Source organism: Spirillospora sp. NPDC048819, assembly GCF_040650055.1.
Taxonomy (GTDB): domain Bacteria; phylum Actinomycetota; class Actinomycetes; order Streptosporangiales; family Streptosporangiaceae; genus Spirillospora.
On the sequence record NZ_JBEZGN010000012.1, the window covers coordinates 31,905 to 52,739 of the forward strand.

The 20,835-nt window shown below is 66.4% G+C and carries 24 protein-coding genes; 18 read left to right on the plus strand and 6 right to left on the minus strand.

Going from position 1 to position 20,835, the window contains the following annotated elements:
* The first annotated feature begins 147 nt into the window (after window positions 1–147).
* Genes AB0C35_RS18300 through AB0C35_RS18315 form a run of 4 tightly spaced genes read left to right on the plus strand, consistent with a single transcriptional unit; the run spans window position 148 to window position 3,234 of the window.
* The gene (locus tag AB0C35_RS18300) at window positions 148–570 is read left to right on the plus strand and encodes a hypothetical protein (RefSeq protein ID WP_358456951.1); all 423 of its coding nucleotides are present in this window, start codon (window positions 148–150) and stop codon (window positions 568–570) included.
* Window positions 563–1,756, plus strand: a complete 1,194-nt coding sequence (locus AB0C35_RS18305; RefSeq protein ID WP_358456954.1) for a hypothetical protein — start codon at window positions 563–565, stop codon at window positions 1,754–1,756. Before AB0C35_RS18300 ends, AB0C35_RS18305 begins: the two co-directional genes overlap by 8 nt.
* Window positions 1,753–2,349, plus strand: coding sequence for a hypothetical protein (locus AB0C35_RS18310; RefSeq protein WP_358456957.1), 597 nt, complete (start codon window positions 1,753–1,755; stop codon window positions 2,347–2,349). Before AB0C35_RS18305 ends, AB0C35_RS18310 begins: the two co-directional genes overlap by 4 nt.
* Before the next feature lie 3 nt (window positions 2,350–2,352).
* Complete coding sequence (locus AB0C35_RS18315; RefSeq protein ID WP_358456960.1) at window positions 2,353–3,234, plus strand: hypothetical protein; 882 nt, start codon at window positions 2,353–2,355, stop codon at window positions 3,232–3,234.
* 449 nt (window positions 3,235–3,683) lie between these two features.
* Here the strand turns inward: AB0C35_RS18315 and AB0C35_RS18320 are convergent, their stop codons facing one another.
* The 3 genes from AB0C35_RS18320 to AB0C35_RS18330 all read right to left on the minus strand — a co-directional run bounded on the left by AB0C35_RS18320 (window position 3,684) and on the right by AB0C35_RS18330 (window position 10,635).
* Entirely contained in the window at window positions 3,684–7,709 is a 4,026-nt protein-coding gene (locus AB0C35_RS18320; RefSeq protein ID WP_358456963.1) for a DNA methyltransferase, read from the minus strand.
* Window positions 7,710–8,197: 488 nt separating this feature from the next.
* Window positions 8,198–9,883 carry a serine/threonine-protein kinase gene (locus AB0C35_RS18325; RefSeq protein ID WP_358456966.1) on the minus strand — a complete coding sequence of 562 codons (1,686 nt, stop codon included), beginning with the start codon at window positions 9,881–9,883 and terminating at the stop codon, window positions 8,198–8,200.
* Between the two features lie 170 nt (window positions 9,884–10,053).
* Window positions 10,054–10,635 carry a TetR/AcrR family transcriptional regulator gene (locus AB0C35_RS18330; RefSeq protein WP_358456969.1) on the minus strand — a complete coding sequence of 194 codons (582 nt, stop codon included), beginning with the start codon at window positions 10,633–10,635 and terminating at the stop codon, window positions 10,054–10,056.
* Between the two features lie 273 nt (window positions 10,636–10,908).
* Here AB0C35_RS18330 and AB0C35_RS18335 point away from each other — a divergent pair, with 273 nt between their 5' ends.
* From AB0C35_RS18335 to AB0C35_RS18350, 4 genes are all read left to right on the plus strand, one after another.
* Window positions 10,909–11,826, plus strand: a complete 918-nt coding sequence (locus AB0C35_RS18335) for a sensor histidine kinase (protein WP_358456972.1) — start codon at window positions 10,909–10,911, stop codon at window positions 11,824–11,826.
* Between the two features lie 23 nt (window positions 11,827–11,849).
* Entirely contained in the window at window positions 11,850–12,017 is a 168-nt protein-coding gene (locus tag AB0C35_RS18340) for a hypothetical protein (protein ID WP_358456974.1), read from the plus strand.
* A gap of 249 nt (window positions 12,018–12,266) precedes the next feature.
* Complete coding sequence (locus AB0C35_RS18345) at window positions 12,267–12,926, plus strand: hypothetical protein (protein ID WP_358456977.1); 660 nt, start codon at window positions 12,267–12,269, stop codon at window positions 12,924–12,926.
* A gap of 109 nt (window positions 12,927–13,035) precedes the next feature.
* On the plus strand, window positions 13,036–13,653 hold the full coding sequence (locus tag AB0C35_RS18350; protein ID WP_358456980.1) for a hypothetical protein: 618 nt from the start codon (window positions 13,036–13,038) through the stop codon (window positions 13,651–13,653).
* A 159-nt stretch (window positions 13,654–13,812) separates the two neighbouring features.
* On the opposite strand, the gene AB0C35_RS18355 is transcribed toward AB0C35_RS18350, so the two are convergent.
* Entirely contained in the window at window positions 13,813–14,007 is a 195-nt protein-coding gene (locus AB0C35_RS18355; RefSeq protein ID WP_358456983.1) for a DUF397 domain-containing protein, read from the minus strand.
* Complete coding sequence (locus tag AB0C35_RS18360) at window positions 14,004–14,951, minus strand: helix-turn-helix transcriptional regulator (protein WP_358456986.1); 948 nt, start codon at window positions 14,949–14,951, stop codon at window positions 14,004–14,006. Before AB0C35_RS18360 ends, AB0C35_RS18355 begins: the two co-directional genes overlap by 4 nt.
* Before the next feature lie 46 nt (window positions 14,952–14,997).
* Between AB0C35_RS18360 and AB0C35_RS18365 the strand changes: the two genes are divergently transcribed.
* From AB0C35_RS18365 to AB0C35_RS18375, 3 genes are all read left to right on the plus strand, one after another.
* Window positions 14,998–15,348: an ATP-binding protein gene (locus AB0C35_RS18365; RefSeq protein WP_358456989.1), complete on the plus strand. Its 351-nt coding sequence runs from the start codon at window positions 14,998–15,000 to the stop codon at window positions 15,346–15,348.
* Window positions 15,349–15,465: 117 nt separating this feature from the next.
* Entirely contained in the window at window positions 15,466–15,771 is a 306-nt protein-coding gene (locus AB0C35_RS18370) for a hypothetical protein (protein ID WP_358456992.1), read from the plus strand.
* Between the two features lie 139 nt (window positions 15,772–15,910).
* On the plus strand, window positions 15,911–16,087 hold the full coding sequence (locus AB0C35_RS18375) for a hypothetical protein (RefSeq protein ID WP_358456995.1): 177 nt from the start codon (window positions 15,911–15,913) through the stop codon (window positions 16,085–16,087).
* Window positions 16,088–16,167: 80 nt separating this feature from the next.
* Here AB0C35_RS18375 and AB0C35_RS18380 read toward each other — a convergent pair whose 3' ends face one another.
* Window positions 16,168–16,368 (minus strand): DUF397 domain-containing protein, encoded by a 201-nt coding sequence (locus tag AB0C35_RS18380; RefSeq protein WP_358456998.1) that lies wholly within the window; start codon window positions 16,366–16,368, stop codon window positions 16,168–16,170.
* Between the two features lie 136 nt (window positions 16,369–16,504).
* Between AB0C35_RS18380 and AB0C35_RS18385 the strand changes: the two genes are divergently transcribed.
* From AB0C35_RS18385 to AB0C35_RS18415, 7 genes are all read left to right on the plus strand, one after another.
* Window positions 16,505–16,765, plus strand: a complete 261-nt coding sequence (locus tag AB0C35_RS18385) for a hypothetical protein (protein ID WP_132160633.1) — start codon at window positions 16,505–16,507, stop codon at window positions 16,763–16,765.
* A complete protein-coding gene (locus tag AB0C35_RS18390) occupies window positions 16,737–17,258 on the plus strand; it encodes a DUF6879 family protein (RefSeq protein ID WP_358457002.1) in 522 nt (173 codons plus the stop codon). The genes AB0C35_RS18385 and AB0C35_RS18390 overlap by 29 nt, the downstream gene beginning before the upstream one ends.
* Before the next feature lie 10 nt (window positions 17,259–17,268).
* On the plus strand, window positions 17,269–18,129 hold the full coding sequence (locus AB0C35_RS18395) for a helix-turn-helix transcriptional regulator (protein WP_358457005.1): 861 nt from the start codon (window positions 17,269–17,271) through the stop codon (window positions 18,127–18,129).
* 119 nt (window positions 18,130–18,248) lie between these two features.
* Window positions 18,249–18,644, plus strand: a complete 396-nt coding sequence (locus tag AB0C35_RS18400) for an ATP-binding protein (protein ID WP_358457008.1) — start codon at window positions 18,249–18,251, stop codon at window positions 18,642–18,644.
* Window positions 18,645–18,880: 236 nt separating this feature from the next.
* Window positions 18,881–19,417, plus strand: a complete 537-nt coding sequence (locus AB0C35_RS18405; RefSeq protein WP_358457011.1) for a hypothetical protein — start codon at window positions 18,881–18,883, stop codon at window positions 19,415–19,417.
* A 14-nt stretch (window positions 19,418–19,431) separates the two neighbouring features.
* The gene (locus tag AB0C35_RS18410) at window positions 19,432–20,241 is read left to right on the plus strand and encodes a phosphotransferase (RefSeq protein ID WP_358457014.1); all 810 of its coding nucleotides are present in this window, start codon (window positions 19,432–19,434) and stop codon (window positions 20,239–20,241) included.
* Complete coding sequence (locus tag AB0C35_RS18415; RefSeq protein WP_358457017.1) at window positions 20,238–20,642, plus strand: hypothetical protein; 405 nt, start codon at window positions 20,238–20,240, stop codon at window positions 20,640–20,642. The genes AB0C35_RS18410 and AB0C35_RS18415 overlap by 4 nt, the downstream gene beginning before the upstream one ends.
* Window positions 20,643–20,835 lie beyond the last annotated feature (193 nt).

A 20,835-nucleotide genomic window follows, 5' to 3' on the forward strand; every position in this document is an offset into this window, starting at 1 on the left:
CCCAATTCCCACCGAATTGTCGGGCCAGCTCTCCGGCGGGGATCCAAGGAATGCGCAATGCCTCTGGAAGATCAGTTATTACTCGTCCATAATGGGTCTCGGATGAGAATCGTTGAACAATGCAGCCGACCTGGAAGGTGTGGCGTCATGGATCCCGCGCTCGCCGGGTTGGCAGGTGCGGCCGGGGCGGCTCTCGTCGAGGCCATGACCACCGACGTCTGGGGCACCGCCAGGGCGCGTCTTGCGCGGATCATCGGCCGCGGTGTACAGGCCACCGAATCGGACTTGGCCCGGGAGTTAGAGGAGTCGGCGGGCAGAGTGAGCCGGCTGTCCCCACCGGAACAGGCGGCCGTGGCGGCGGAGCAGGCGAGGTGGACGGCTCTGCTGACGGCCTTCCTCGCCGAGCACGTGGAGGCCTCGGCCGAACTCGGGGATTTCGTCAGCCACGTCCGGGAGTCACTGGCGGACACGGGCACCGTCCAGGTAGTGCAGAACATCACCACAGGCCGGAATGCCTTCATCGCCGGCCGGGACCAGCACATATCCATGTCCTTGGACGACGATGGGTGACGAACTGGAACGTCTGGCCACCACTCAACAGGTGTGGGCCAGACGCGACGCATTCGTAGCGGCCCGCGACATCTACGTCACGGCGGTGCTGGGCAAAGCGGTGACACAGCCGCCTCTCGGAGCAGAAGGCGCCTACAAGCGGGAACGGCCTCTCTTCGTTCAGTACACGAATCCCGAAATTCTCGCTTGTTACGGCGTCGACGTCGGTGAAAGGCATGCAGCCCTCTCCCTGACCCAGGCGCTGGACGCCACGCGGCTGGCACTGCTGCTGACCGACCGGCACCTGCTCATCCCCGCGTCCTACATCTTCGAGATTGCCTGGTACCCGATCTTCCTCGGGTGCATGGAACCGCTGGTGCGGGAGGGCGTGCTCCGCTACGTGTCCCCCGTGCCCGACCTCGCCGACTACCGCGAGATGAAAGTCCACGAGTACCGGCGGGACCGGCACAACCCCTATCGCCACGCACCCGTGCGGGGAGTCTGTTCCGATCGCGATTTCACCTGGGCGCCCCGGCACGGTGGCGGAACGGCGGCCGGAATCGGTGATCTGTGGCGGGAGGCGCTCCAGCCCGGCGGTGAACTGCACGGTATCGCGCGCGGAACCACGAACAGATGGCACCGGCCGCGGGGACGCGCCGAACGGCTGCTGGCCAGAACCCCCGAACGGCTGGAAGGGCAGGCGTTCATCGCACGTTTCGTGGAACGTACGATACCCGTTCCCCTTTCACCCGCCGAAAGCGCATCGCTCGCCTTCTTCATCTCCCGCGCGTATCTGCGGAGCTACCTTCTCGACCTGGACGCCGCCATCCTGACGGACTTACCACCGGGCGACCTGACCTGCGGACTCGGCCGCCAGACGACCTCCATGCAGGGCAGGCTGCTGTCGGCCCGACGGCTCGACTCGGTCCTGAGCTGGCTCGGAATCCGGGATTTCGTCCATCGCATCGCCGACTGGGACGAACTGCTGCGGCTGCGCGCTCTTCCCGAGTTCGGCTTCGTCATCGACCGGGCCTACGACAACGCCTCGTCGAACGCGTTGCGGATCGCCGTCCTGGACACACGCGGATCACGGAATTTCCGGCCTGCCGGCACGTATGCCGAGGCGACGTCGAACGTACAGGCCCTGGCCGGCACCATGGCCGATTTCACCATTAACGGTAAGACGACCTGGAGAGACGATCGATGACCATATCCGTGTACTGCTCGGGCTCCATCATGAAGGGCGCCGCGGACGAAAGGAAACTCTGCTGGTCGGACGTCGAGAGGCTGGAGGTCGGCAAGGGCGCCGCACCGCACGAGGTCGTCTTCTTGAACCCGGACGACCCGATCACCGACCCGTCCAACACGCTCGGTCAGTTCGGCCGCGACATGTATCAGGTCATGGTCGCGAGCGCGGTCATCGTGGACGCCCGGGAAAGGCGCGGCATCGGCATCGGGGTCGAGATGACCGCCGCCGCCCTCCTTGGCACGCCCATCATCGTCGTGGCACCGCGGAACTCCAAATACCGGGCCGACGAGCTGGAATACCGGGGTGTGCGCGTCCGTGACTACGTGCACCCTCATGTGGCCGCGCTCGCCACCGCCGTCGTCGACGATTTCCTGTCCGCCGGGGAGAGGCTCGCGAAAGTCGCGACGGAGAAGGACGTCGAAGCCCGGCACATGCCCGTCTGGCTCGATGAGGCCATCACGGAGTACCGCGAAAACGTCCTGCCCGGTGACCCACCGATGCTCGCCGCTCTCGAGAGCCTGCACGGCCACTCGTTTGCGGAAAGCAGATGAGACGTGAGAGCCGACTTGGGGCAGAGCACCGCGGAGCTCATCGGCGGCGGCCAGGCGAACCCACGTGTCTTCACCGTCCATAACAGGGCTCTCGAAGACCTGCTCTTCGACCGCAATCTCACGGAGGTCGAGTTCCGCAAGACTTGTCTTCGCTGCACTCGTCATTTCGTCGCCCACCTGGCGGACGAACTCGCCACCGACGACATCGCCGAGCTGATGATCCTCAGCAAGGGCCTCGTCTACCAGCTCGCGGAGGCGATGGCCGCAGAGACCGGCCGCAACCTTCCCATCAACATGATCGCCACCTCGCGCACCGCGGTCTCCGACGGCGACGCGCGGATCGAGGCGCCCTACACCTGCTTCGACGCGCCGGCCGCGACCCTGATCATCGGGGACACCGTCGCCTCCGGCGCAACGATCACCGCGGCGCTCCGCCGCTACCTGGAGTCTCACCCGCTGCGGCGCGTGTACATCCTCTCCTACGCCGGAACGCTCTGCGGCGCCAAGAGGATCGCCGAATTCTGCTCGCTGCGAGGCATCGAGGCGACCTTCCTGTACGGCCTGGCCGCCTTCGGACTGGGCGCGAACGGCTTCGACCTGTCGTTCCTCCACCCGGAGACCATCACCCGCGCCCGCTACGTCCGGCGGGCTCATGAGCAGTTCTCCGGAAGGGCAGTCTCAGCGGTCGGCTGGGATTTCGGCTCCCAATGCATGGCTCCGCGCAAGTACCGACGGCTGACCTGGGTGGAGGCCGAGACCTGGGGTCTTTGTGACTCGGACGGCCTCAAAGCGGCCGAGAAACCGGATGACTGGTCCGACCTCGCACACGAACGCGCGGCCTACGAGCATGCCCTTCCGCGCCTTAGCGTGCAGACCGACACGTGATCGGCCCGCCTCAGAACGCGAGATAGGAGTCCTCGCCCTCGCTCACAGCCCGTTGATCCGCCTCTGCCGCTCGGAGTGATGCTGCTGGATGCGGCGCACGAGCCGCCTCTTCGCCCGGCGCCGTTGACTGCTGTTGCTCACGGGGACCTTCGCTAGCTCACGAGCCAGGAACCGCTTCCGCTCCACTTCCGCGACGTCTTTCCGAGAATCGCGGTCGCTCTCCCCGCCACCGGCTCCGTTGACCGTCACGGCCCGCTCGCGCCGACCATCGACCCAGTACTCACTCGACCCCATACCGACCTCACCAGGGCGAACGTCACTTGGCAGGAACTATAAGTGCCGTGAACTCAATCTTCAAGAGCTTGGCTGGCCGCCTGTGACGCCATCCTCGTCGCCGTCCCGGCGGGCGAGCCGTCAACCGGCGGTGCCCGATGCCGTTGCGCCAAGGCCTAGGAGAGGCCATCTCGCTCCGAGGTCCGGCTGCGACCGCCTTTCCTTGCCTTCTTGTCGTGAAGCCCGGCGGCGACCTCGGCCGCGTAACGCTCATGGTTCAGTTCAAGCAGCCGATCCACCAGCTCCCGCTGGACGGCCGGGCCCACGGTGTACCGCATCTCGCGCCCGGTGCTGTAATGGCCGTGGTCAAGCTGCGGGACCAGGTCGTCCCACCCGTACGCCCGGCACACCGCCTCATCGATCATCTCGTGGATCTGGCGAAGCTCCACAATGTCCGTATCCATGCACTTCGGGTCGTGCACCATGTTGTACGTCTTCGTGAGGCCGGCCTGCCGCGCCAGCATGAGATCCCGCCGGAACCGGTCCAGTCGATCCCCCAACACCCGCATCTCGGACGTCATCTCCGGTAAGGCCAACGTCTCGAACACATCAGACGGCGAGTAGTTGATATCAGCTTTCATCGTCGAACTGCGACTCACCGTCCAATGATAATGAAAATTGCTGCCAAGCATTGCCAACATCGCCGTATCATCCAAAGCGAATAATCCGAGCTTGTGCGCGAACACCTGCCCTGTCGGGACCATCACGGGCATGACGGTCTTGCTAACCAGCGCGATGACCACGGCCCGATCGAGCTCAACAACCGCCCTTTGCATGGCAGGCCGCTTCTCGGCGTACTGCCACCAGTGCGTCCGATAGGTCACGCGGTTATTTCGATCCCGTTCGGGTTTGACCAGACGGCGAACGCGGTCATGGCATTCCCTGTAACTCTTCGCCTCACTCTCAGGCCAATCATGAAAATTGATGACCCAGCGCGCCGCGGATAGGTCCGGACGTTTATTGACGTCCTGACCACTCAGGTAAGGGAACAGCACTTGGGCATTACGCTCGTCGTCCTCGATCAAACGGCTGGCATCGTCCGGTTGCATGGTGAAACCGGAACCCAGGACGTAGGATCCGATGAAAGCGATCCCGTGGTTGACGGCAAGTTTATGAGCTGATCCGAACACGCGGGATGCAGGGTTGAGGGAGGGAGTGATTCCTCGTACCTTGACACCGTCAGCGATGCGATCGGCCTCGTCCAGTACGGGTGCCTTGCTGGTCCAGATGGCGCTAAATTCCAGCGCGGCACTCTTCGACGGCCAGGGCTGAGACTTGATCGCCCGCCGAATCTGCACACCGTCACCCGCGAGCTGGTCTAAACCAACTTCGCGTGTGTCGCCTTGAGCGATGGTGTTCGTGGTAATAAGGCCGGCCTGACCATGGGCGTTGAGCAGTACATGTGCCTGTAGCAAAAAGTATGCGGCAAGATCGGCACTCCCGCGCGCACCTCGGCCGATAGATTTGACCAACAGTTCGCGATATGCCGTCCCGAGTGATCCGGTGACCTTCTGACCACCGAGGTAAGGCGGGTTGCTGATGATCGCGTCGAAACCGCCCTTCTCGAAGACTTCGGGGAAGACAAGCGGCCAGTGGATGGGCTGACGATCGAATGCTCCGCCCGGCTGGTCAGTGCGAAACCACGACTCGAGCTTGCGGGCGGCGAGTCCGGCTCCTTCGCTGCCGGACCTGATCGTTAACGCTGCAGTGACTGCATGTTTCGAACCAGTGTCCAAGCCGAGCGTCCCTCTGCGGGCGAAGGCCAGGGCCGCGCCGCTGGTGAGGTTGGCAAGCAGCCGGGCATTTTCAGCCTCGTTCTGCGCCTCGGCGAGCATGGCTCGCTTTGTGGTGAGCTTATCCAGGTCGGAGCCCTCGATCTCAACCAGTCCACGGCGCTTGTTACCAACGCGTCCGACAACTTCCCGGATCTCGGCGGTCAGGTCGAAGAGGGCGCTCTCGTCCTCATGCAGTCTTCGGCCGCGCTTGGCGTCCATATGCATGACTTCAAGCTGGTCGAGGGACGTGATGCCCAGCAGGGAGTCGCCGACGACGAGGCGGTCGTCCAGGAAGGCGAACGGGCGGTCCGGGCAGACGAGCCAGAGGGAGAGCTTGGCGATGTCTACGGCCATCTCGTTGATGTCCGCGCCGTAAAGGCAGTGTTCGATGATCTGGCGGCGGGCCTCGACGACGACCTGGTCGGCATCGGCGTCGAAACTCGGGACCGTGGCCGCGGATTCATAGTCGCGGACGCGTTCGTCCCCCTCCCGGATCCATGCGCCGACCAGCTGATTGGCGAGGTAACGGCAGGCTGCCACCAGGAATGCGCCCGACCCCATCGCGATGTCGGCGACCTTCAAGGAGAGGATCTCGTCCGACGAGAGGGGACTCCACTCCCTGCTGTCCGCGGTCTGCACCGGGCCTGGTGAGTAGACGAGCGGCTCCAGGGCGCTTTCGACGACCTTCGTCGCCAGCTCGCTGGGAGTGTAGTGAGCACCCGTTCTCCGGCGGAGGGACGACTCGGTCACGTACAGGGCATCCGTCAGGACGACCACCGGCAGGTCGCGCAGGTCCCGGCGAATGAGACGGAAGAAGGGCAGGAGCCGTTCGGTCAGGTGATAGTCGCCCCAGGTGACCGCCAGTAATTTGCGCCGGGCCTCCTTCGCTTCGGCCGGTGGAAGGGGAGCGAGCCGTCTTTCGAGTCCCTTGGGGGATCCGATACGGGAGTCTTTGTATTCGTCGGCGAGTCTCGTGGCCAAGGACGGGATGTCCGGAGACACGCCGGCGAGATCTTCAAGCGTGCTGAGGGCCACCTCCTCTTCGTGGCCAGGTCTTCCGATTAGCCCAACATACGTTTCCTCGGCGTAATAGGCATCGTGCGAGAGGAGCCCCTCATAGACATAGCCGATCTCTTCCACGGCCAGCGTCCGGAAGGACAGCCTGCGCCGCTCGCGCGTCTTCCCGGTGCCGATATGCACGTACTGCACTGCCTGCAAAATGTGCAGGACAGTGCGGTCGTCAATGGTGCCCGGCAACCATGGGTAACGCTGGGCGTCGAAGATGGAGCCGTCATGGCCTGGTATCGGCATATCGGGATGGCCGATGCCGTGGTAAACGGCGCTGAACAGCGCGAGGAGCCGGGACCATCCGGCGTGAGTGTGCTCCAAATCCTCCTCACTGCCGTCCCGGACGCGCTTTTCGAGTTCGCCGCACAGGAACCCGGCGGAGTAGGACGCCCTGTAGAGCGGTCTGTCCGCGGGCAGAAGCCCGCATTCCTCAGCGCAGAGCAGAAATATGATGCGCATCATCACGGCGACGGCACCGCGGTACACCTCGTGGGCGGGGATGTCGCCTATCCCGGTAGCACCCCTGGCAACGTCCGTTGCGTGAGCGCGTCCGATGGCCGCGACGAGGAGTTCGACGGCCTGTCTCACCTGCACGCCCAGGGCCTCTGTGATGTCCTCCTGACTGTCCTTGCTCGCATCGAGGAGTTCCGGCAGCGTCTCGCCGTTGGGGACGCCGAAGAACCGCGCCCGGCACAGGATGGACACGAATGCGCGGACGACATCGCGTTCCGCCGCCTCCTGCCAGGTGACCGAGTCGAACACGGCCGTTGTGGTGACGCCACCGCGCGGGGCCCAGACCAGGGCCCACCAGCGTCCGTCCGTGGCGAGACCGAGCTGGACGTCATGGTGGCGGCACAGCTGCGCGAGCCGGTCGGCCGGGGTCGCCGCCCAGTCCGAGCTCCTGATCCGCTGGTTCGGGTGCCCGTCGCAGATGAGCCCGAGAACCCGCACTGACTTCGCGTCTCCGCCGGCCTCGGTATTCGGCTCTCGCAAGGCGAAGGACGGCGCCACCGTCGTCGCATAGGCGGGGACGTCCATGGCGAGGTCACCGACTTCATCCTCGAAATGGACGAGTTCTTCCCAACCGAGGAGCTCGGTCAGGACGTAGTCGATCCACGGCCGTCCAGGAAGGGCGGCGTGTTCCAGACGGAGACGCTCACGGGCGCGCCTGTTCAGCGTGTCCAGGACGGGCCAGGTCCGGCGGAGTACGGGGAGGCTGAGGAAAGGGCCGGAGACCTCGATCAGGCTGAGCCATTCCGTATGGTCGTAGCCTTCCCTGCGTCTGGCGAACCGCGCCATTCATCGGCCCTCCCGCCTCACCTCTCAACTCTTTGTAAGCCGGTGTGCCGAACCGATCTTCACCTCATCGGAGCAGGCGTATCTACGCTTTTTGTATGACGGCCGCCTCATGGTTCGGAGCAATGCCGCGCGAGACCATCCGAGAGGCCTGCGGCGAGCCCGTCTGCATCTTCGTGCTCGAGAAGATGACGGGCCGAACGGAGTTGACCGCCAGTCGACGTGCGGAAGCACCACACCGCGCCGGTTACTTGGGCCGACCGAGGCGAGGCCCGCGTGAGGGCACCGGCGCAGGTGACGGCCGTGCGGCTGGGCCGATGGGCGCCGGGTGCGGTGACGTTGATGGGCCGCGGTCCCCAGCGGGACGTGCCCCGGACTGCTGCCGGGGCAGCCGGTCACGCGTCCGCGAACCCGCCTTCGCCCGCGGCTCCCCTTGCCGGTCCCGCCGAGCCCTAGGACTTCGGCCTGCGCGGGGAAGGGCGGGCGCGTGGTCAGGGCGGCTGTTCGGTGTAGAGGTCGGGAGCGAACCATTTCAGGGCCGCTCGGAGGTCGGCGGTTCTCTCGTCGGCGATCAGGTCTTCGACCGCGCAGACAAGGGTGCCGCCGTGAACGCCTTCGCCGTTGGACGGGTCGTGTCCCTCGCGGTACCAGGCGACGAGTTTGGCGTCGCGTCCGTCGCCGATCAGGCTGATCCGTTCGAGGACGTCCCAGCCGATCGTCTTCTCATGTTTCCCACGGGAGGCGGGATCGAATGCGAGGCCGTCGGAGCGCAGGATAAGGCGGCTGGTAGGCCGTTCGACCATGAACATGAATGTCAGAAAACCGCCGAGCATACCGGTCATCATGATGACGATCTGCAGGCCACCCTGCGTGAGTGCGTCCCAGCCCCCGTTCCTCCCAACGGCCAGCACCGGAATGGACGACGTGGTCAGTCCTGCTAACACGCCCATCTTGACCGCGCGCGCGGTTCTGAGCCGAGAGAAGACGGACCGTTTGACCAGGACTGGGGCCCTCCTCCCGGGATGGACAGCGAAAGCCGACCTCACGGTCGTTCCGGGACGTGGGTCGATGAGGTGAAGCGCGCTGCGGTGCGGGCCAACCTGAGCTTGCAGGGTGTGTGAGCCGGGGGTGATGTGGATGGAGCCGTGGCCGCCCGCAGCGACTCTGCTCACGGTCTTCCCGTCCACGATGATCTCGAGGTCGCGACTGGCCAGGTTTCCGATTTCCATGGTCCCCTGTTCCGTAGGCCTTTCGGGGTCGCGAGGCGGTGCCCGGCCGGTGTCGCCGAGCGGGATTACGGCAGAGGTTTTCGTCGCGGCGCGGCGTTCGGTGATCAGCGTTGCCAGGTCGGGTGGGAGCCAGCGGGTGGACGCGAGGCCGGGGGCGTCGAGGCGGTCGAGGACGTCGGCGACGGCGGGACGGGCGGCGGGGTCCTTGGCGAAGCAGGCGGTGAGCAGTTCCCTGAGCAGGGCGGGCACGCCGGACAGGTCCGGTTCCTCATGGACGATCCGGTACGGCAGCCCATGAGGGGAGCCGGTTCCGAACGGGGTGCGGCCGGTCGCGGCGAAGACCAGGACGGAGGCCAGCGAGAACACGTCGCTCGGCGGGCCGACGTCGCCTCCCCGTGCCTGCTCCGGCGACATGAACGACGGCGTCCCGAGTACGGCCCGAGGGGTGGTGTGGGACGTGGCGTCCAGCGCGCGGGCGATCCCGAAGTCGATGACGCGCGGGCCGTCCTCCGCGAGGATCACGTTGGACGGTTTCAGGTCGCGGTGCACCAGATCGCAGCCGTGGATCGCGGCGAGCCCCTCGGCCAGCCCCAGCCCCAGCACGCCGATCACCGACTCCGGCAGCGGACCGTGCCGCTCGACGGCCTCCTGCAGCGACGGGCCGGGAATGTAGGCGGTGACCAGCCACGGCGGGTCCGCGTCGGGGTCGGCGTCCACCACCTGCGCGGTGTAGAACCCGCCGACCCGGCGGGCCGCCTCCGCCTCCAGGGTGAAGCGCCGCCGGAATCCCGCGTCCCCGGCCAGCTCCGGGCGGACGACCTTGACGGCCACGGGACGTCCGCCCCGGGAACGTCCCAGGAACACCTGCCCCATCCCGCCGCCGCCGAGCCTCCGCTCCAGCCGGTACGGCCCGATCTCACGCGGATCTTCCGGCCGCAACGGTTCCATACGGCGAGACCCCTTCAGCTGAACGACGGTGTCTGCTCAACCCGCCGGAATCATCTCAGGAGACGGGCGGTCTGAACCACTCCCGCCATGAACGGGGAACGCCGCCGCGCCCGACGGACCGTTCTGCGCGGCGGCGTCCGGTGGAGGTGGTCGTCGGACGCCGGCGGTGCTCAGGGTCTTGGGGCCATTCCGGTGAAGGCCGCGTTGAGCACGCGGTCGATGTAGTCGCGGGTGATGGGTTCCTGGGTGCACAGGAAGCGGTAGTACAAGGCGCCCGAGAGCAGATCCATCGCCAGTTCCAGGTCGAAGTCGGAGGCGATCTGCCCCTGCTCCTGGGCGGTCTGGAGGCGGCGCAGAAAGTCGTCGCTCTGCCGCTGGATGAAGCGCTCCTTGTGCCCCGCGGCGACTTTCGGATCGTGCTGGGCCTCGCCGAGGAGGGCCCGGTACAGCGGGGCCCACGGCGGCCCGGTCAGCAGTTCCGTGGCCTTGATCATCACCTCGCGCGTATCGGCCACGATGTCGCCGGTGTCGCGGTGGACCAGGTCCTCGGTGTTCATGCTGAGGACCGCGTCGAGGAACAGCATCCCCTTGGACGGCCAGCGGCGGTAGATCGTGTGCTTGCCGACGCCGGCCCGGGTCGCGACCGCCTCGATGCTGAGTTTGGCGTAGCCGGCCTCCAGGGCTAGGTCGAGTGTGGCCCGCATGATCGCTTCGGTCCGGTCGGCCGAGCGGGCGGCGCGGTGGTCGGTCATGCCGCCCACCCTAATGGAACGGCACGTGCCGTGTTGACAGGATCCGGAAACGTGCGCCACGCTGGCCATCGTTAGATCGGCACGGCCCGTGCCGTGCCGGGAGTTGGACGGCGGTGGACGTGCCGCCGCGCAGAAGGCCCGCCCCGCCCCCGCTCAAGCAGAGGAGACCCCGATGGTCACGAAATGCCGTCGAACCCGCCGCCGACCACCGCGGCGTCCCCCCGGAGGTACGCCGGCGGCGGGAAGCCTCCGGCTAGTGGAGGGGCCGGGCAGGTGACGGAGTCAGCACGTGGTCCGGGATCCGAGCCCGCCGGCCCTCCGGACGCGCACGGCGACAGCCGCGCGGTGTCGCGGGAACGCGCCCGCATCGCGCTCGAACTCCACGACACCGTCGCGCACCACATGTCCCTGACCATCGTGCGGGCCGAGGCGGCACTGCGGAACGTCGCGGACCTGCCAGACGCTGCGAGACAGGCACTGGAGGCAGTACGGGACGACGCACGCGCCGCGCTCGCCGACACCCGCCGCATCGTCGGGTCGCTGCGCGCCGGCGACGCGGGCGCCCGGCAACCCGGCCTCGACCGTCTCGGTGAACTGGTCGGCGGGGCTCGCGGCAGCGGGCTGCTGGTGTCCAGCACCGTCGCCGGGGTGCCGCGTCCCTTGAGCCCTTGTGTGGACCTGGCGGCGTTCCGGATCGTCCAGGAGTCGCTCAGCAACGCCGTCCGGTACGCGCCGGGCGCCTGCGTGAGCGTCGAGATCCGCTACGGACTGGGCGCGCTCACGGCCTCGGTCGCCGACGACGGCGCCCGGACCGCGTCTGCCGCCCCGCCCGGCGGAGGCCACGGCCTGGCGGGGATGCGCGAGCGCGCCGGGATGCTCGGCGGCACCGTCAAAGCGGGGCCGCGGGAGGGGGCGGGCTGGTCCGTCGTCGCCGAACTGCCGTACGCGGAGCCCGGTTCCGGCGGCGGGCACCCGGCACCGGACCGGAGTCGCGCGGTCGTCCGCCAGCGCCCGGATGGACGGCCCGGCGGGCGCGGCCAGGCCGATCACCGCGACCGTGCGGCCCCCGTGCGCGTCGTCCTCGCAGAGGAGCTCGTCCTCCTCCGGGACCGGCTCGTCCACTCGCTGGACGCGTCCGAAGTCGAGGTCGTGGAGGCCGTCGACAACGGACCGTCGCTGCTACGCGGTTGACCGCGCACCAGCCGGACGTAGCGATGGTGGACGCTCGGCAGTCACCGACGTTCGCCGACGAGGGACTGCGGGCCGCGCTGGAGGCCCGCAGGCGTATCCCGGACGTGTCCGTACTGGTGCTCTCGCAGCACGTGGAACAAAGCTGCACCCGTGGAGGCAGCGTGCTCGATCCGATCCCGTCGGCCCCGTAGCAGGTTCGCCTCCACGCGCGCCTCCGGCACCTGGAAGCGGTTTGCCGGGCCGCCGCCGAGCTTGCCCCGCCCCGTGCCCGGACAGCGTCCGGACGGTTCGGGCAGCGGCGCGTGCCAGGTGAGCGGGCAGGGTCTGGCCGGGCTGTGGGTTCGGGGAGGCGGTGGCTAGAGGTGATGGTTTACCGTGAGCGCCTGGCCTCGGGTAGTCACCAGCCTCGCCAGAGCATGCGGACCGCAGGAAGAAGGGCCATGAAACACACCCTGCTGTGGACTGTCCCCCTGGGCCTTCTGCTCATCGTGCTCGCAGAGTGGGCTTTGCTGGCGAACCCTGGGGGACGGCTCGTCGGGCTGGTCCTGCTTTCTGTACTGCTGGGGTTCATCGGCGTGTTCGCGCTGGCGCCGGTCACCCTCGCGGCCGGCGCCGTGGCCGACCGGTGGGGCATCGCGGCGGCGGTGGTCCTGGTCGGGGCGTGCCTGTCGGTGGGAGTTCTGGCGATCATCGGCTCGATCGAGCGCGCCAAGCCCGGATACGTCTGGAAGTACGGCGAGCCGACCAGCGTCGCCATTCCGCACGACTGGACCTGCACGTTGTCCGGCTACACATGTGCGGGCCAGTGGACGTTGGACGGAAAGACGGTGCACGGTGGGGTCACCATGTCCCGGGCTGAGCATCGCACCCTCCGCTCGTCGACGGCGGTGGCCGCGGACAACGCGTACCACTTTGACGCGCGCGTCTTGGGGAATCGTGCCAGCACCGCCGGACTGAATGTGAAGCCCGCGAGTTCCGTGACGCTGGGCAGGGTCCCCGAATGGACGGGTTGGACGGCGGGTGCGGTCGGGCTGGGCGCCGTCCTGTTCGCGATCGTCTTCCCCCGGCGTACGTCCAAGACGGCTTCCGAAGCGCAATAGGCGGCCGACCGTCCAGCACCCGGCACGAGACCCCAACCAGACCTATTCTCACTCACCGGGTCAGCCTGCTGGCGCCCGGCTGCTCGCTCGCCCCTGCAGAATGGTCGGCATGCGCAGGTCGGATCGTTGGGCATTCGCCGTCCTAGGGGTCGGCGTCGCGGCGACCTTGGGCGGCATTCAACTGGCGGGCATGCTGGACGACTCGTCCGCGCCCCTGGCGTCCGAGTCCGAGTCCTGCCCCGAGCGTCCCGGCGGCGGAGCACGGTCCGATACGCGTTACGTGGAGAGGGGCGAGCCTTATCGAGGTGACGGCCCGCATCCGGTGGCGTTCAACCTGCGGTATGCCCAGGTCGGGAACGTGGACGTCCCTGACCAGTGGAAGCCGGGCCAGGACGGCGCTTCCCCTGGCCCCCAGCTGGTCGCCTGCGTCTACCAGGACACCGCCGTTCCACTGAAGGAAATCCGCGAATGCCTGTACTCGCATTTCGTGGGCACTCCGGTCGACCCTGACCATGCGACGAAAGTCGCGCTGCTGAAGGCCTCGTACATCGTCCAGCTGTACGAGGCCGAGAACGCCAAGCCGGTCGGCCGGATCGACGCGCCGGGCGCCGAATCGTGCCCGGCGGTGTACAAGGCGGGCTCCGGCGGCGCCATCTTCCAAGAACCCGATACCAGGAAGCTCCAGGCGGCCCTGCGCCCCCACATCGAGCGCTCCATCGCGCCATGACGCCGCCGCGGCGGCCAGGCTTGAACTCCACCGTAGGCACCCGCAAGGACGCCGATGACGCCCGGAACGTCTGCCCACGCGTCGCGCCCCACAACTGGAGGCAGCGGGGCCGACCGGGGGTGCCGGAGCGCGTGTCGAAGGTCGGGCCAGACGGGACGGTCAGCGGGTCGGGTGCCGCTTGACCTGCTCGATCAGACCGGCGAACTGCGCAACGGACAAGGTGAGGTGTCCCCCATCCGGGTCCTTGCTGTCCCGCACCCCAATCCCGGCCCTTGGCGCAAGTCGTCCCAGCTCAACGCAAGCCTTGTCTTCAACGCCGCCACTATGGGTGCTCGTTCGCCACTGGACGATCATGCGTTCATCTCCAAGTAATGCTTGAGGATCTCGCGTGAGCCATCCTCCGAGAGGGCTTTCACGCCGATACGTTCGAATTTATCCCCCATCTGGCGGACATCGCTCGGTGATTCGATCAGACGGCCCCCACCCTGAGCACCCGCGTAGGCGACATCGCGGGTCTCCAGGCGCATGATCTGCAACGATCCGTCCAGACCAACGTTCGCTCCCGAGGAGAAGGGGACGATCCGCAGGCTCACATGAGGCTCGTCGGCCATCTTCAACAGATGCCGAAGCTGTGCCGCCATGACTGACTTCCCGCCCACAAGGCGCGCCAGCACGCCCTCGTCCATGATCACCCAGAGATCCGGGAACTCCTCCCGGTCGAGGATGGCCGCCTTGCGCTCGGCACGTTCGGCCACCTCACGGTCGACGTCTCTCGTGGACCCGGCCTCCACGAGGGCTCGCGTGTAGTCCTCAGTCTGGAGCGCGAGCGGTACAGCTTGACCGTGATAGGCCCTGATCGATGACGCCTGCTTCTCGTACTCGGAGTACTGCCGGAACCAGTTCGGGTCGTGCGCCAAACGAGCAAACCACAGCAAAAGCTGCAAAAGCTTGCCGGTTCCGTAGTGTTCGTCCAGCTTTGCAACGTGATCTTCCTGGGGGCGCTGCCGACCTGCCTCCATATTACAAACAGACGACCTGGCAACCCCGATGATCTTTCCCACCTGAGTGAGCGACAAGCCAGCCTTCTCGCGAAGAAACCGCAGGTAGAAGGCCAGGAAGGTGTACATGGAGAGCCGCGGATCAATCGGGTCCCGGACGGTCGGCATTGGGAACTCCTGTTTGGAATAGTTTGGCTGTACACCAAAATCTAGAACTCTTCGGTGATCCTTGCCACAGGAAATCGGAATCTCGGACAAGGACAGGACGATGACGACGACGGCGACCGAAGAGTCGGTCATGCCCCTTATGGGCACGCCTGCCGCAGTGGGGCTCGCACGCACTTACGTGGATACCCGAATCCGCAAATGGGACTATTTCCGCATTCTCGACAGCGCGCTTCTCGTCGTCTCGGAACTCGTGACCAACGCGGCCCGCCAGACGCCGCGCGAGGAGATCCGGCTCCAGCTCAGCCGGGACGCCTACGGGGTCATCATCGCCGTCTGGGACAAGGACCACGAGCTGCCCAAAGCCAAGCCGATGACGGAACTCACCCTCGAAGACCTCGACCTTTCCGAGGAGGCGTTCGACGACAACGGCGGCTGGGGTCTCCACATCATCCAAGCCCTGTCCGCCAGGTGCGGAGTCACCGCTGACCCGGCCGGCGGCAAGTGGATCTGGGCGCGAATACACCCGTAGCGGCCGTCGCGCCCGCTGCCACGAGCCTAAGCACCAGCACAAGCACCCCTGGACGGCTTCACACGCGCGTCCCGCACCGGCAGTCCAGGCATGACCCTCGACGGGAGGTAGTACGAGATGGCCATTGATTACCTGACGGCCATGAGCGGGCGGCGTCCGTTCCTGACCGCTCTCGATGAGGCCGTTCGCAAGCGCGGCGGGATGTCGTGCGGCATCGTCCAGCGCAGCGGCACGCCCGTGTTGCACGTGATCAACACCGAATCGCCCAGCCGGTTCACGGAGATCGGCGCCGACTTCATCGACGGCGCCTGGATGTACACCTGGGCTCCCACAGGCGACACGATCAGCGCGGCCAACTCCCCGGAGAAGACCGCCGAAACGATCGCGCAAGCGGTCGGGGCTCATCTGCGGGTGACCCCATGATGCGGACCGAGGTAACAGAGATAGCGCGCCAGCTCGTCCTGTTCGGGACGGTGTGCCTCCTGTTCGGAGCCATGGCGGGTTACGTGCTGGGGCCGGGACTGGTGTACCGAGTCCGGCGGTTGGTTCGGAGGCTCCGCCGATGAACGTGACATCCGCTGAAGTGGCCGCCGCCCTGGGGATCACCAAAGCGGCCTACCAGGAGGCGATGACCCGCGCGGGCCTGCTCGCGGGAAAGATCGCCGAGGTTCACGCCTACGCCGAGTCCCAGCTAGCCGAGCTGGCGGAGCAGGACGACGACGCGGAGCCCGACACCTAATCAGCGCGCTCAACGCACGCCGCAATGTGCCTCAGTATCCCCGACTCCTCCTCACAGGAGAGACGTGTCAACGCCCCTCGTTATAGGTCGAGGTCCCCCGCAATGATGCGATCGACCAGGCTCGCCAACTCGACCAGCGAGACGACAAGGTGTCCGCTTCCGGGGTCCTTACTGTCCCGGATGCCCACCCAGGCGCCATCGAGAGAGGCCAGCTCGACGCAGTCTTGCGCCTCGGTGTAGGTGGAGGTCCGCCATTGCGGTTCCCTGGCCTGCTTCGTCATCGAACGCCTCTCGTCATGCGGGTCCGGCTACGGTAAGCCCCGAAAATAGTCGCGGAGGCGCCTTGACCGCCCTCCGAATCGGAGCGAACCTCCTCACTGAGGCGCAACTACGCGCAACGCCAGACAGGAGGTCGCGATGAGTGCTCTACGGTTGGTCGCCATCGACCCGGGCACCGACGGCGGGCACTGCCCCGCCTTGCTCGTAGATGACGCCACTGGCGACCTGCTGTTCCAGGGGCCACAGGTGACGTCCGAGGCCGAGCTGGCGGAGGTCAACGGGCAGAGTCCCATTGGCCCCAATGAGATCGTGGGACGTATTCCGGCACGTATGCGGGAAGTCCTGTTGAAGGCGCTGATGGAGGAGGCCGATGCGGACCCTCGACCTGAGAAGCTTTGACGAGCTGATCAGCGAATGCACGTCGCAGGCACTCCACCTGGAGATGCGTGACGCGTACGTGCCTTCTGACCCGTCATTCCGCGCCTTCACGGGCGAGGGGCCGGCCTACGACAGGACACAGCGGGAGACCGACTGGCACGCTCTGATCACCCCGGCCGTAGCTCGGGGCGTCTCGGTACGGCGGGCCCGGGTCGTCTCAGAACCCGTCACGCCCTACATCAAGTTCGAGTACGCGGTCGCTGAGTCGATGAACCTGGCCGCCGGTGAGCAAGTACGTTGGCTCCCCCGCCGACACGCCTCCGATCTGGCGCTCCCCGGCAACGACTTCTGGCTGTTCGACGATCGCCTGATCCGTTTTCACCACTTCGCCGGCGACGGCGAACACATCGTGGACGAGCTGACCGACGACCCGGCGGCGATCAAGCTATGTGCCACGGCCTTCGAGGCCGTCTGGGAACGAGCTATCGATCACCGGGAGTACCGGATCAGCTAGAACCGCTGCCATGCCGTCGACCCCCTCTCCTTCGTCCAGCGTCCAGGCTGCCCGCCGGTCTCTTGCTGCCCGGCTCCGCGAACTCCGGCAAGCCGCAGAACTATCCGGGACGGACCTCGCCACTGCGGTCGGCTGGCACAAGAGCAAGGTCAGCCGCATCGAGAAGGCCGTCCAGCCGGTGACGCAGTCCGACATTCGGGCTTGGTGCGAGGTCTGCGACGCTGAGGACCAGATAGACGACCTCGTTGCGTCGTTGCGCGCCGCTGAGGGCGGCTATGTCGAGTGGCGGCGGCTGGAACCGACAGGGCTCCGCAAGCTCCAACAGTCGTACGTCCCGCTCTATGAGCGGACACGATGGATGAGGGTCTACCAACCCCACGTCATACCGGGCCTGTTCCAGACGACCGAGTACGCGCGGGCGTTGCTGGACGCCATCACAGAGTTCCGCAACATCCCCAACGACGTTGCGGCCGCAGTACAAGCCAGGCTCGGACGGCGACGTGTCCTGACGACGGGTGGGCATACGTTCGCGTTCCTGATCGAACAATGCGTCCTCGATTACCAGATCGGCGGACCTTCGGTCATGGCCGACCAGCTCCGCCACCTTCTGGAGGACGTGTCCTTGCCCTCGGTGTCGGTGGGCATCATCCCCGCGAACGCCCCCCGACCGATGTGGCCTGTTGAGGGCTTCACCGTCTACGACACGACTCAGGTCCACGTCGAGCTGCTGACCGCGAACGTCACCGTCACGGCACCAAGCGAGCTGAACACCTACTTCAAGGCTTTCGACGAGCTGTCTGCCCTCGCCGTCTACGGCTCGGCGGCCCGAGAGTTGATCGACGAGTCTCTGAGAACTCTCGAAGCCGACTAGGGCGCAACTTGGGCGCAACAACGCGCAACTTCGTGGACCGAGGTCCTCACGATAGGTCAGTGTCTTGTAGCACAGAGCGTTGCTCTGTATCCGAAGTGACCGCGCCCCGAGGACAGGCGATGAACCCCGTGACTGTGAGCGAGCGGAGGGCGTTTACCTCCAGCTACCTGGCCACGCCGACGTCGGTCGGCATCGCCCGGAACACCGCCAAGTTGGCGGCGCTCGGCTGGGGATTCACCTACGAGAAGGCCGAAGAAGTCTGCCTTGTTGCTTCCGAGTTGGTCACCAACTCCGTTCGTGCGGCCAAGCACACCGAGATCCGGGTGACCATCGCCGAAGACGTCCCCGGTCACGTCACGGTCGAGGTCTGGGACCAGTCTCCCGACCAGCCCGAACGGAAGTTCGCCAGCCTCACGGACCCGGGCGGGAGGGGGCTCTGGATCGTCGAGGAACTGGCCATCCACTGCGGCGTCCGCCGCGAGAACGACGGAAAGGTCGTCTACGCCGTCCTATGAGCCCTCCCGGCCCTGCTGGAGCCCCGCCTGCCCCAGCACGGTCGGGAGGCCCCAGACCTGGCGGTACGTAGAGAGGTAGGTGGTCGATGTCCTGATCCCTTCTGAGCGGTAGGTCGTGAAGCTGAGGGGTCCCGGGGTGGACGACCCTTGTCCGGGGCCCCTCTGTTCGACGAACGAACTAACGAAGTCGGCGCGAGGCATCCGGCCTCGCCCAGAGACTCCAGAGGAGGAGTCGGATGACCATCGCGATCGAACGGGTAGAGCAGATCGGTCGAGACCCTCGCGAGCTGATCCCCGCGTGGGCGTACGAGCTGCTCGTGAAGGACTTCCGCAAGAAGCACCACAGCTCGCACCCATACACCGAACGTGTGGTGGGCCAGAACCTCGTGTTCCTGAAGGCCGCCGGCCAGATCCGACGGGAGTCGCGGTGCGACCGCCGCAGGTACGTCAGGATTGTCCCGACCAGGCCCGTGGACGAGGCGTGGCACGAGGCGCTCCAGCGGACCGAGGTGTACCTTCCGATGAGCCTCGCTTTCGCGGACTCGATGATCCACCACCGGCCCGTGATGGACGGAGACATCCGGTCCGGCGCGGCCCTTGCCCGGACGATCCCGTACCTGAAGGCCACTGGCATGTACGTCGACCCCGAGTTCTGGGACGACGAGTCCGGGTCGTCCTGCTGCCCGCCGGAGTGCAATGACCAGAGTGGTCGTGAGTCCCTGGGGCGCTGGGGAGACATGGTGCCCAGCGGGCCACTGACCCTTCAGTTCTGATCCGAAGGAGTCTCATGCGGAGCGACTGGACGGACCTACCGGAAGAGCTTCGGATCGAGATCGAGGCCAAGGCCGGCCCGATCAGTTCCATCGACCCGGCTCCTACGGGCAATCACGCGGACATCGCCTCGACGCTGCACAGCCCGGAGGGCCTCACCTTCGTCAAGGCCGCCCGGAAATTGGCGGACAGGGACGGTCCCGAGGTCATGTCGTTGCGCCGTGAGGCGGCCGTCAACCCGTACGTCTCGGAGATGGCTCCCCGGCTTCGGTTTCAGGTCGAGGTCGGGGAGTGGGTTGCACTCGGGTTCGAGCACATCACCGGCCGGCGTGCCGACTTCACGCCGGGCTCGCCGGACCTGGCCGTGCTAGCCAAGACGATTCAGTCGATCCAGGGCACCCCATGCCCCGACGTGGTCCGGATGGTGGTCGAACGCCGCTGGCAGTCCGTTGCCAAGGACGTCTCCCCCATGTCCGGCTCTGCGTTGCTCCACACAGACCTCAACGAGGACAACCTGATCATCACGCTTGAAGGGCGTGCCTACGTCGTCGACTGGGCGTTCGTCTCCCGTGGGCAAGCCTGGGTCGAGTTGGGTCTTCTGACCCCATGGCTGCTCAAGGCCGGCCACAGCCCGCGGGAGGCAGACGAGTGGGTCTCTCAGTTCGGCTCGTGGACGGATGCGAAGCCGCCCCACGTCGACCTGTTCTCGACAGCCCTCGCCGAGAGATGGCGGACGCACAGCCAGACCAATTCGGCGGATTGGGTGGCCGAGCACGCCGCGCTCACCAAACAGTGGGCGGATTACCGGTTGGAAGCTGGGAAATGACCGACTGGACGCAGTTCCACCCCACTCAGCCGATGACCACACCGGACGGCGACACGGTGAACATCGACGTCGAGATGGTGCCGCTCGTCGTCGAGCTCTGGCGTCTCGGGTACGTGACGAAGGTGGCGTGCCAGGACGCCGGCGAAGCCGTGCGGGAAGGCGGAACCCGGGTGGCCAAGGCAGACCGCACGCGTGTCGCCGCCAGAACCATGGCCCGAGCGTGGCTCATCGTGCAGGCTGATCAAGGCCCGCAACTCCTCGACAGCCTGGAGGAGTTGGATAGGGAAGGCGACTGGAGGCATTTCCCTGTGGTGAAGGATGAGCATCCCGAGTCGTGGATCTCGATCACCTTCCCCCGGCGCCAGATCGCCGAAGCCACCGCGCTACTACGAACGAAATAAGTCCAAAGACGGTCAACGAACGGGAAGCCTTGCCAAGCGCACCCATGGGGCTCTGACCAGCCATAACCTGCGGGCATGTGTTGCCCTGATTGCGGACGTCGAACTGGCGTACCGGACCTCATGTGTCAACAGCGGCCGAATTCACACGTCGTCGACACGTGGTTGTCCAGGTTCGAAGGCGAGGCCATCGATA

What these genes read in the sequence shown, in the direction of transcription:
- AB0C35_RS18300 (WP_358456951.1), top strand. Translation starts at nt 148, where the DNA reads ATGGATCCCGCGCTCGCCGGGTTGGCAGGTGCGGCCGGGGCGGCTCTC.
- AB0C35_RS18305 (WP_358456954.1), top strand. Translation starts at nt 563, where the DNA reads ATGGGTGACGAACTGGAACGTCTGGCCACCACTCAACAGGTGTGGGCC.
- AB0C35_RS18310 (WP_358456957.1), top strand. Translation starts at nt 1,753, where the DNA reads ATGACCATATCCGTGTACTGCTCGGGCTCCATCATGAAGGGCGCCGCG.
- AB0C35_RS18320 (WP_358456963.1), bottom strand. Translation starts at nt 7,709, where the DNA reads ATGGCGCGGTTCGCCAGACGCAGGGAAGGCTACGACCATACGGAATGG.
- AB0C35_RS18325 (WP_358456966.1), bottom strand. Translation starts at nt 9,883, where the DNA reads ATGGAACCGTTGCGGCCGGAAGATCCGCGTGAGATCGGGCCGTACCGG.
- AB0C35_RS18330 (WP_358456969.1), bottom strand. Translation starts at nt 10,635, where the DNA reads ATGACCGACCACCGCGCCGCCCGCTCGGCCGACCGGACCGAAGCGATC.
- AB0C35_RS18340 (WP_358456974.1), top strand. Translation starts at nt 11,850, where the DNA reads ATGGTGGACGCTCGGCAGTCACCGACGTTCGCCGACGAGGGACTGCGG.
- AB0C35_RS18345 (WP_358456977.1), top strand. Translation starts at nt 12,267, where the DNA reads ATGAAACACACCCTGCTGTGGACTGTCCCCCTGGGCCTTCTGCTCATC.
- AB0C35_RS18350 (WP_358456980.1), top strand. Translation starts at nt 13,036, where the DNA reads ATGCGCAGGTCGGATCGTTGGGCATTCGCCGTCCTAGGGGTCGGCGTC.
- AB0C35_RS18355 (WP_358456983.1), bottom strand. Translation starts at nt 14,007, where the DNA reads ATGATCGTCCAGTGGCGAACGAGCACCCATAGTGGCGGCGTTGAAGAC.
- AB0C35_RS18360 (WP_358456986.1), bottom strand. Translation starts at nt 14,951, where the DNA reads ATGACCGACTCTTCGGTCGCCGTCGTCGTCATCGTCCTGTCCTTGTCC.
- AB0C35_RS18370 (WP_358456992.1), top strand. Translation starts at nt 15,466, where the DNA reads ATGGCCATTGATTACCTGACGGCCATGAGCGGGCGGCGTCCGTTCCTG.
- AB0C35_RS18375 (WP_358456995.1), top strand. Translation starts at nt 15,911, where the DNA reads ATGAACGTGACATCCGCTGAAGTGGCCGCCGCCCTGGGGATCACCAAA.
- AB0C35_RS18380 (WP_358456998.1), bottom strand. Translation starts at nt 16,368, where the DNA reads ATGACGAAGCAGGCCAGGGAACCGCAATGGCGGACCTCCACCTACACC.
- AB0C35_RS18385 (WP_132160633.1), top strand. Translation starts at nt 16,505, where the DNA reads ATGAGTGCTCTACGGTTGGTCGCCATCGACCCGGGCACCGACGGCGGG.
- AB0C35_RS18390 (WP_358457002.1), top strand. Translation starts at nt 16,737, where the DNA reads ATGCGGACCCTCGACCTGAGAAGCTTTGACGAGCTGATCAGCGAATGC.
- AB0C35_RS18395 (WP_358457005.1), top strand. Translation starts at nt 17,269, where the DNA reads ATGCCGTCGACCCCCTCTCCTTCGTCCAGCGTCCAGGCTGCCCGCCGG.
- AB0C35_RS18400 (WP_358457008.1), top strand. Translation starts at nt 18,249, where the DNA reads ATGAACCCCGTGACTGTGAGCGAGCGGAGGGCGTTTACCTCCAGCTAC.
- AB0C35_RS18405 (WP_358457011.1), top strand. Translation starts at nt 18,881, where the DNA reads ATGACCATCGCGATCGAACGGGTAGAGCAGATCGGTCGAGACCCTCGC.
- AB0C35_RS18410 (WP_358457014.1), top strand. Translation starts at nt 19,432, where the DNA reads ATGCGGAGCGACTGGACGGACCTACCGGAAGAGCTTCGGATCGAGATC.
- AB0C35_RS18415 (WP_358457017.1), top strand. Translation starts at nt 20,238, where the DNA reads ATGACCGACTGGACGCAGTTCCACCCCACTCAGCCGATGACCACACCG.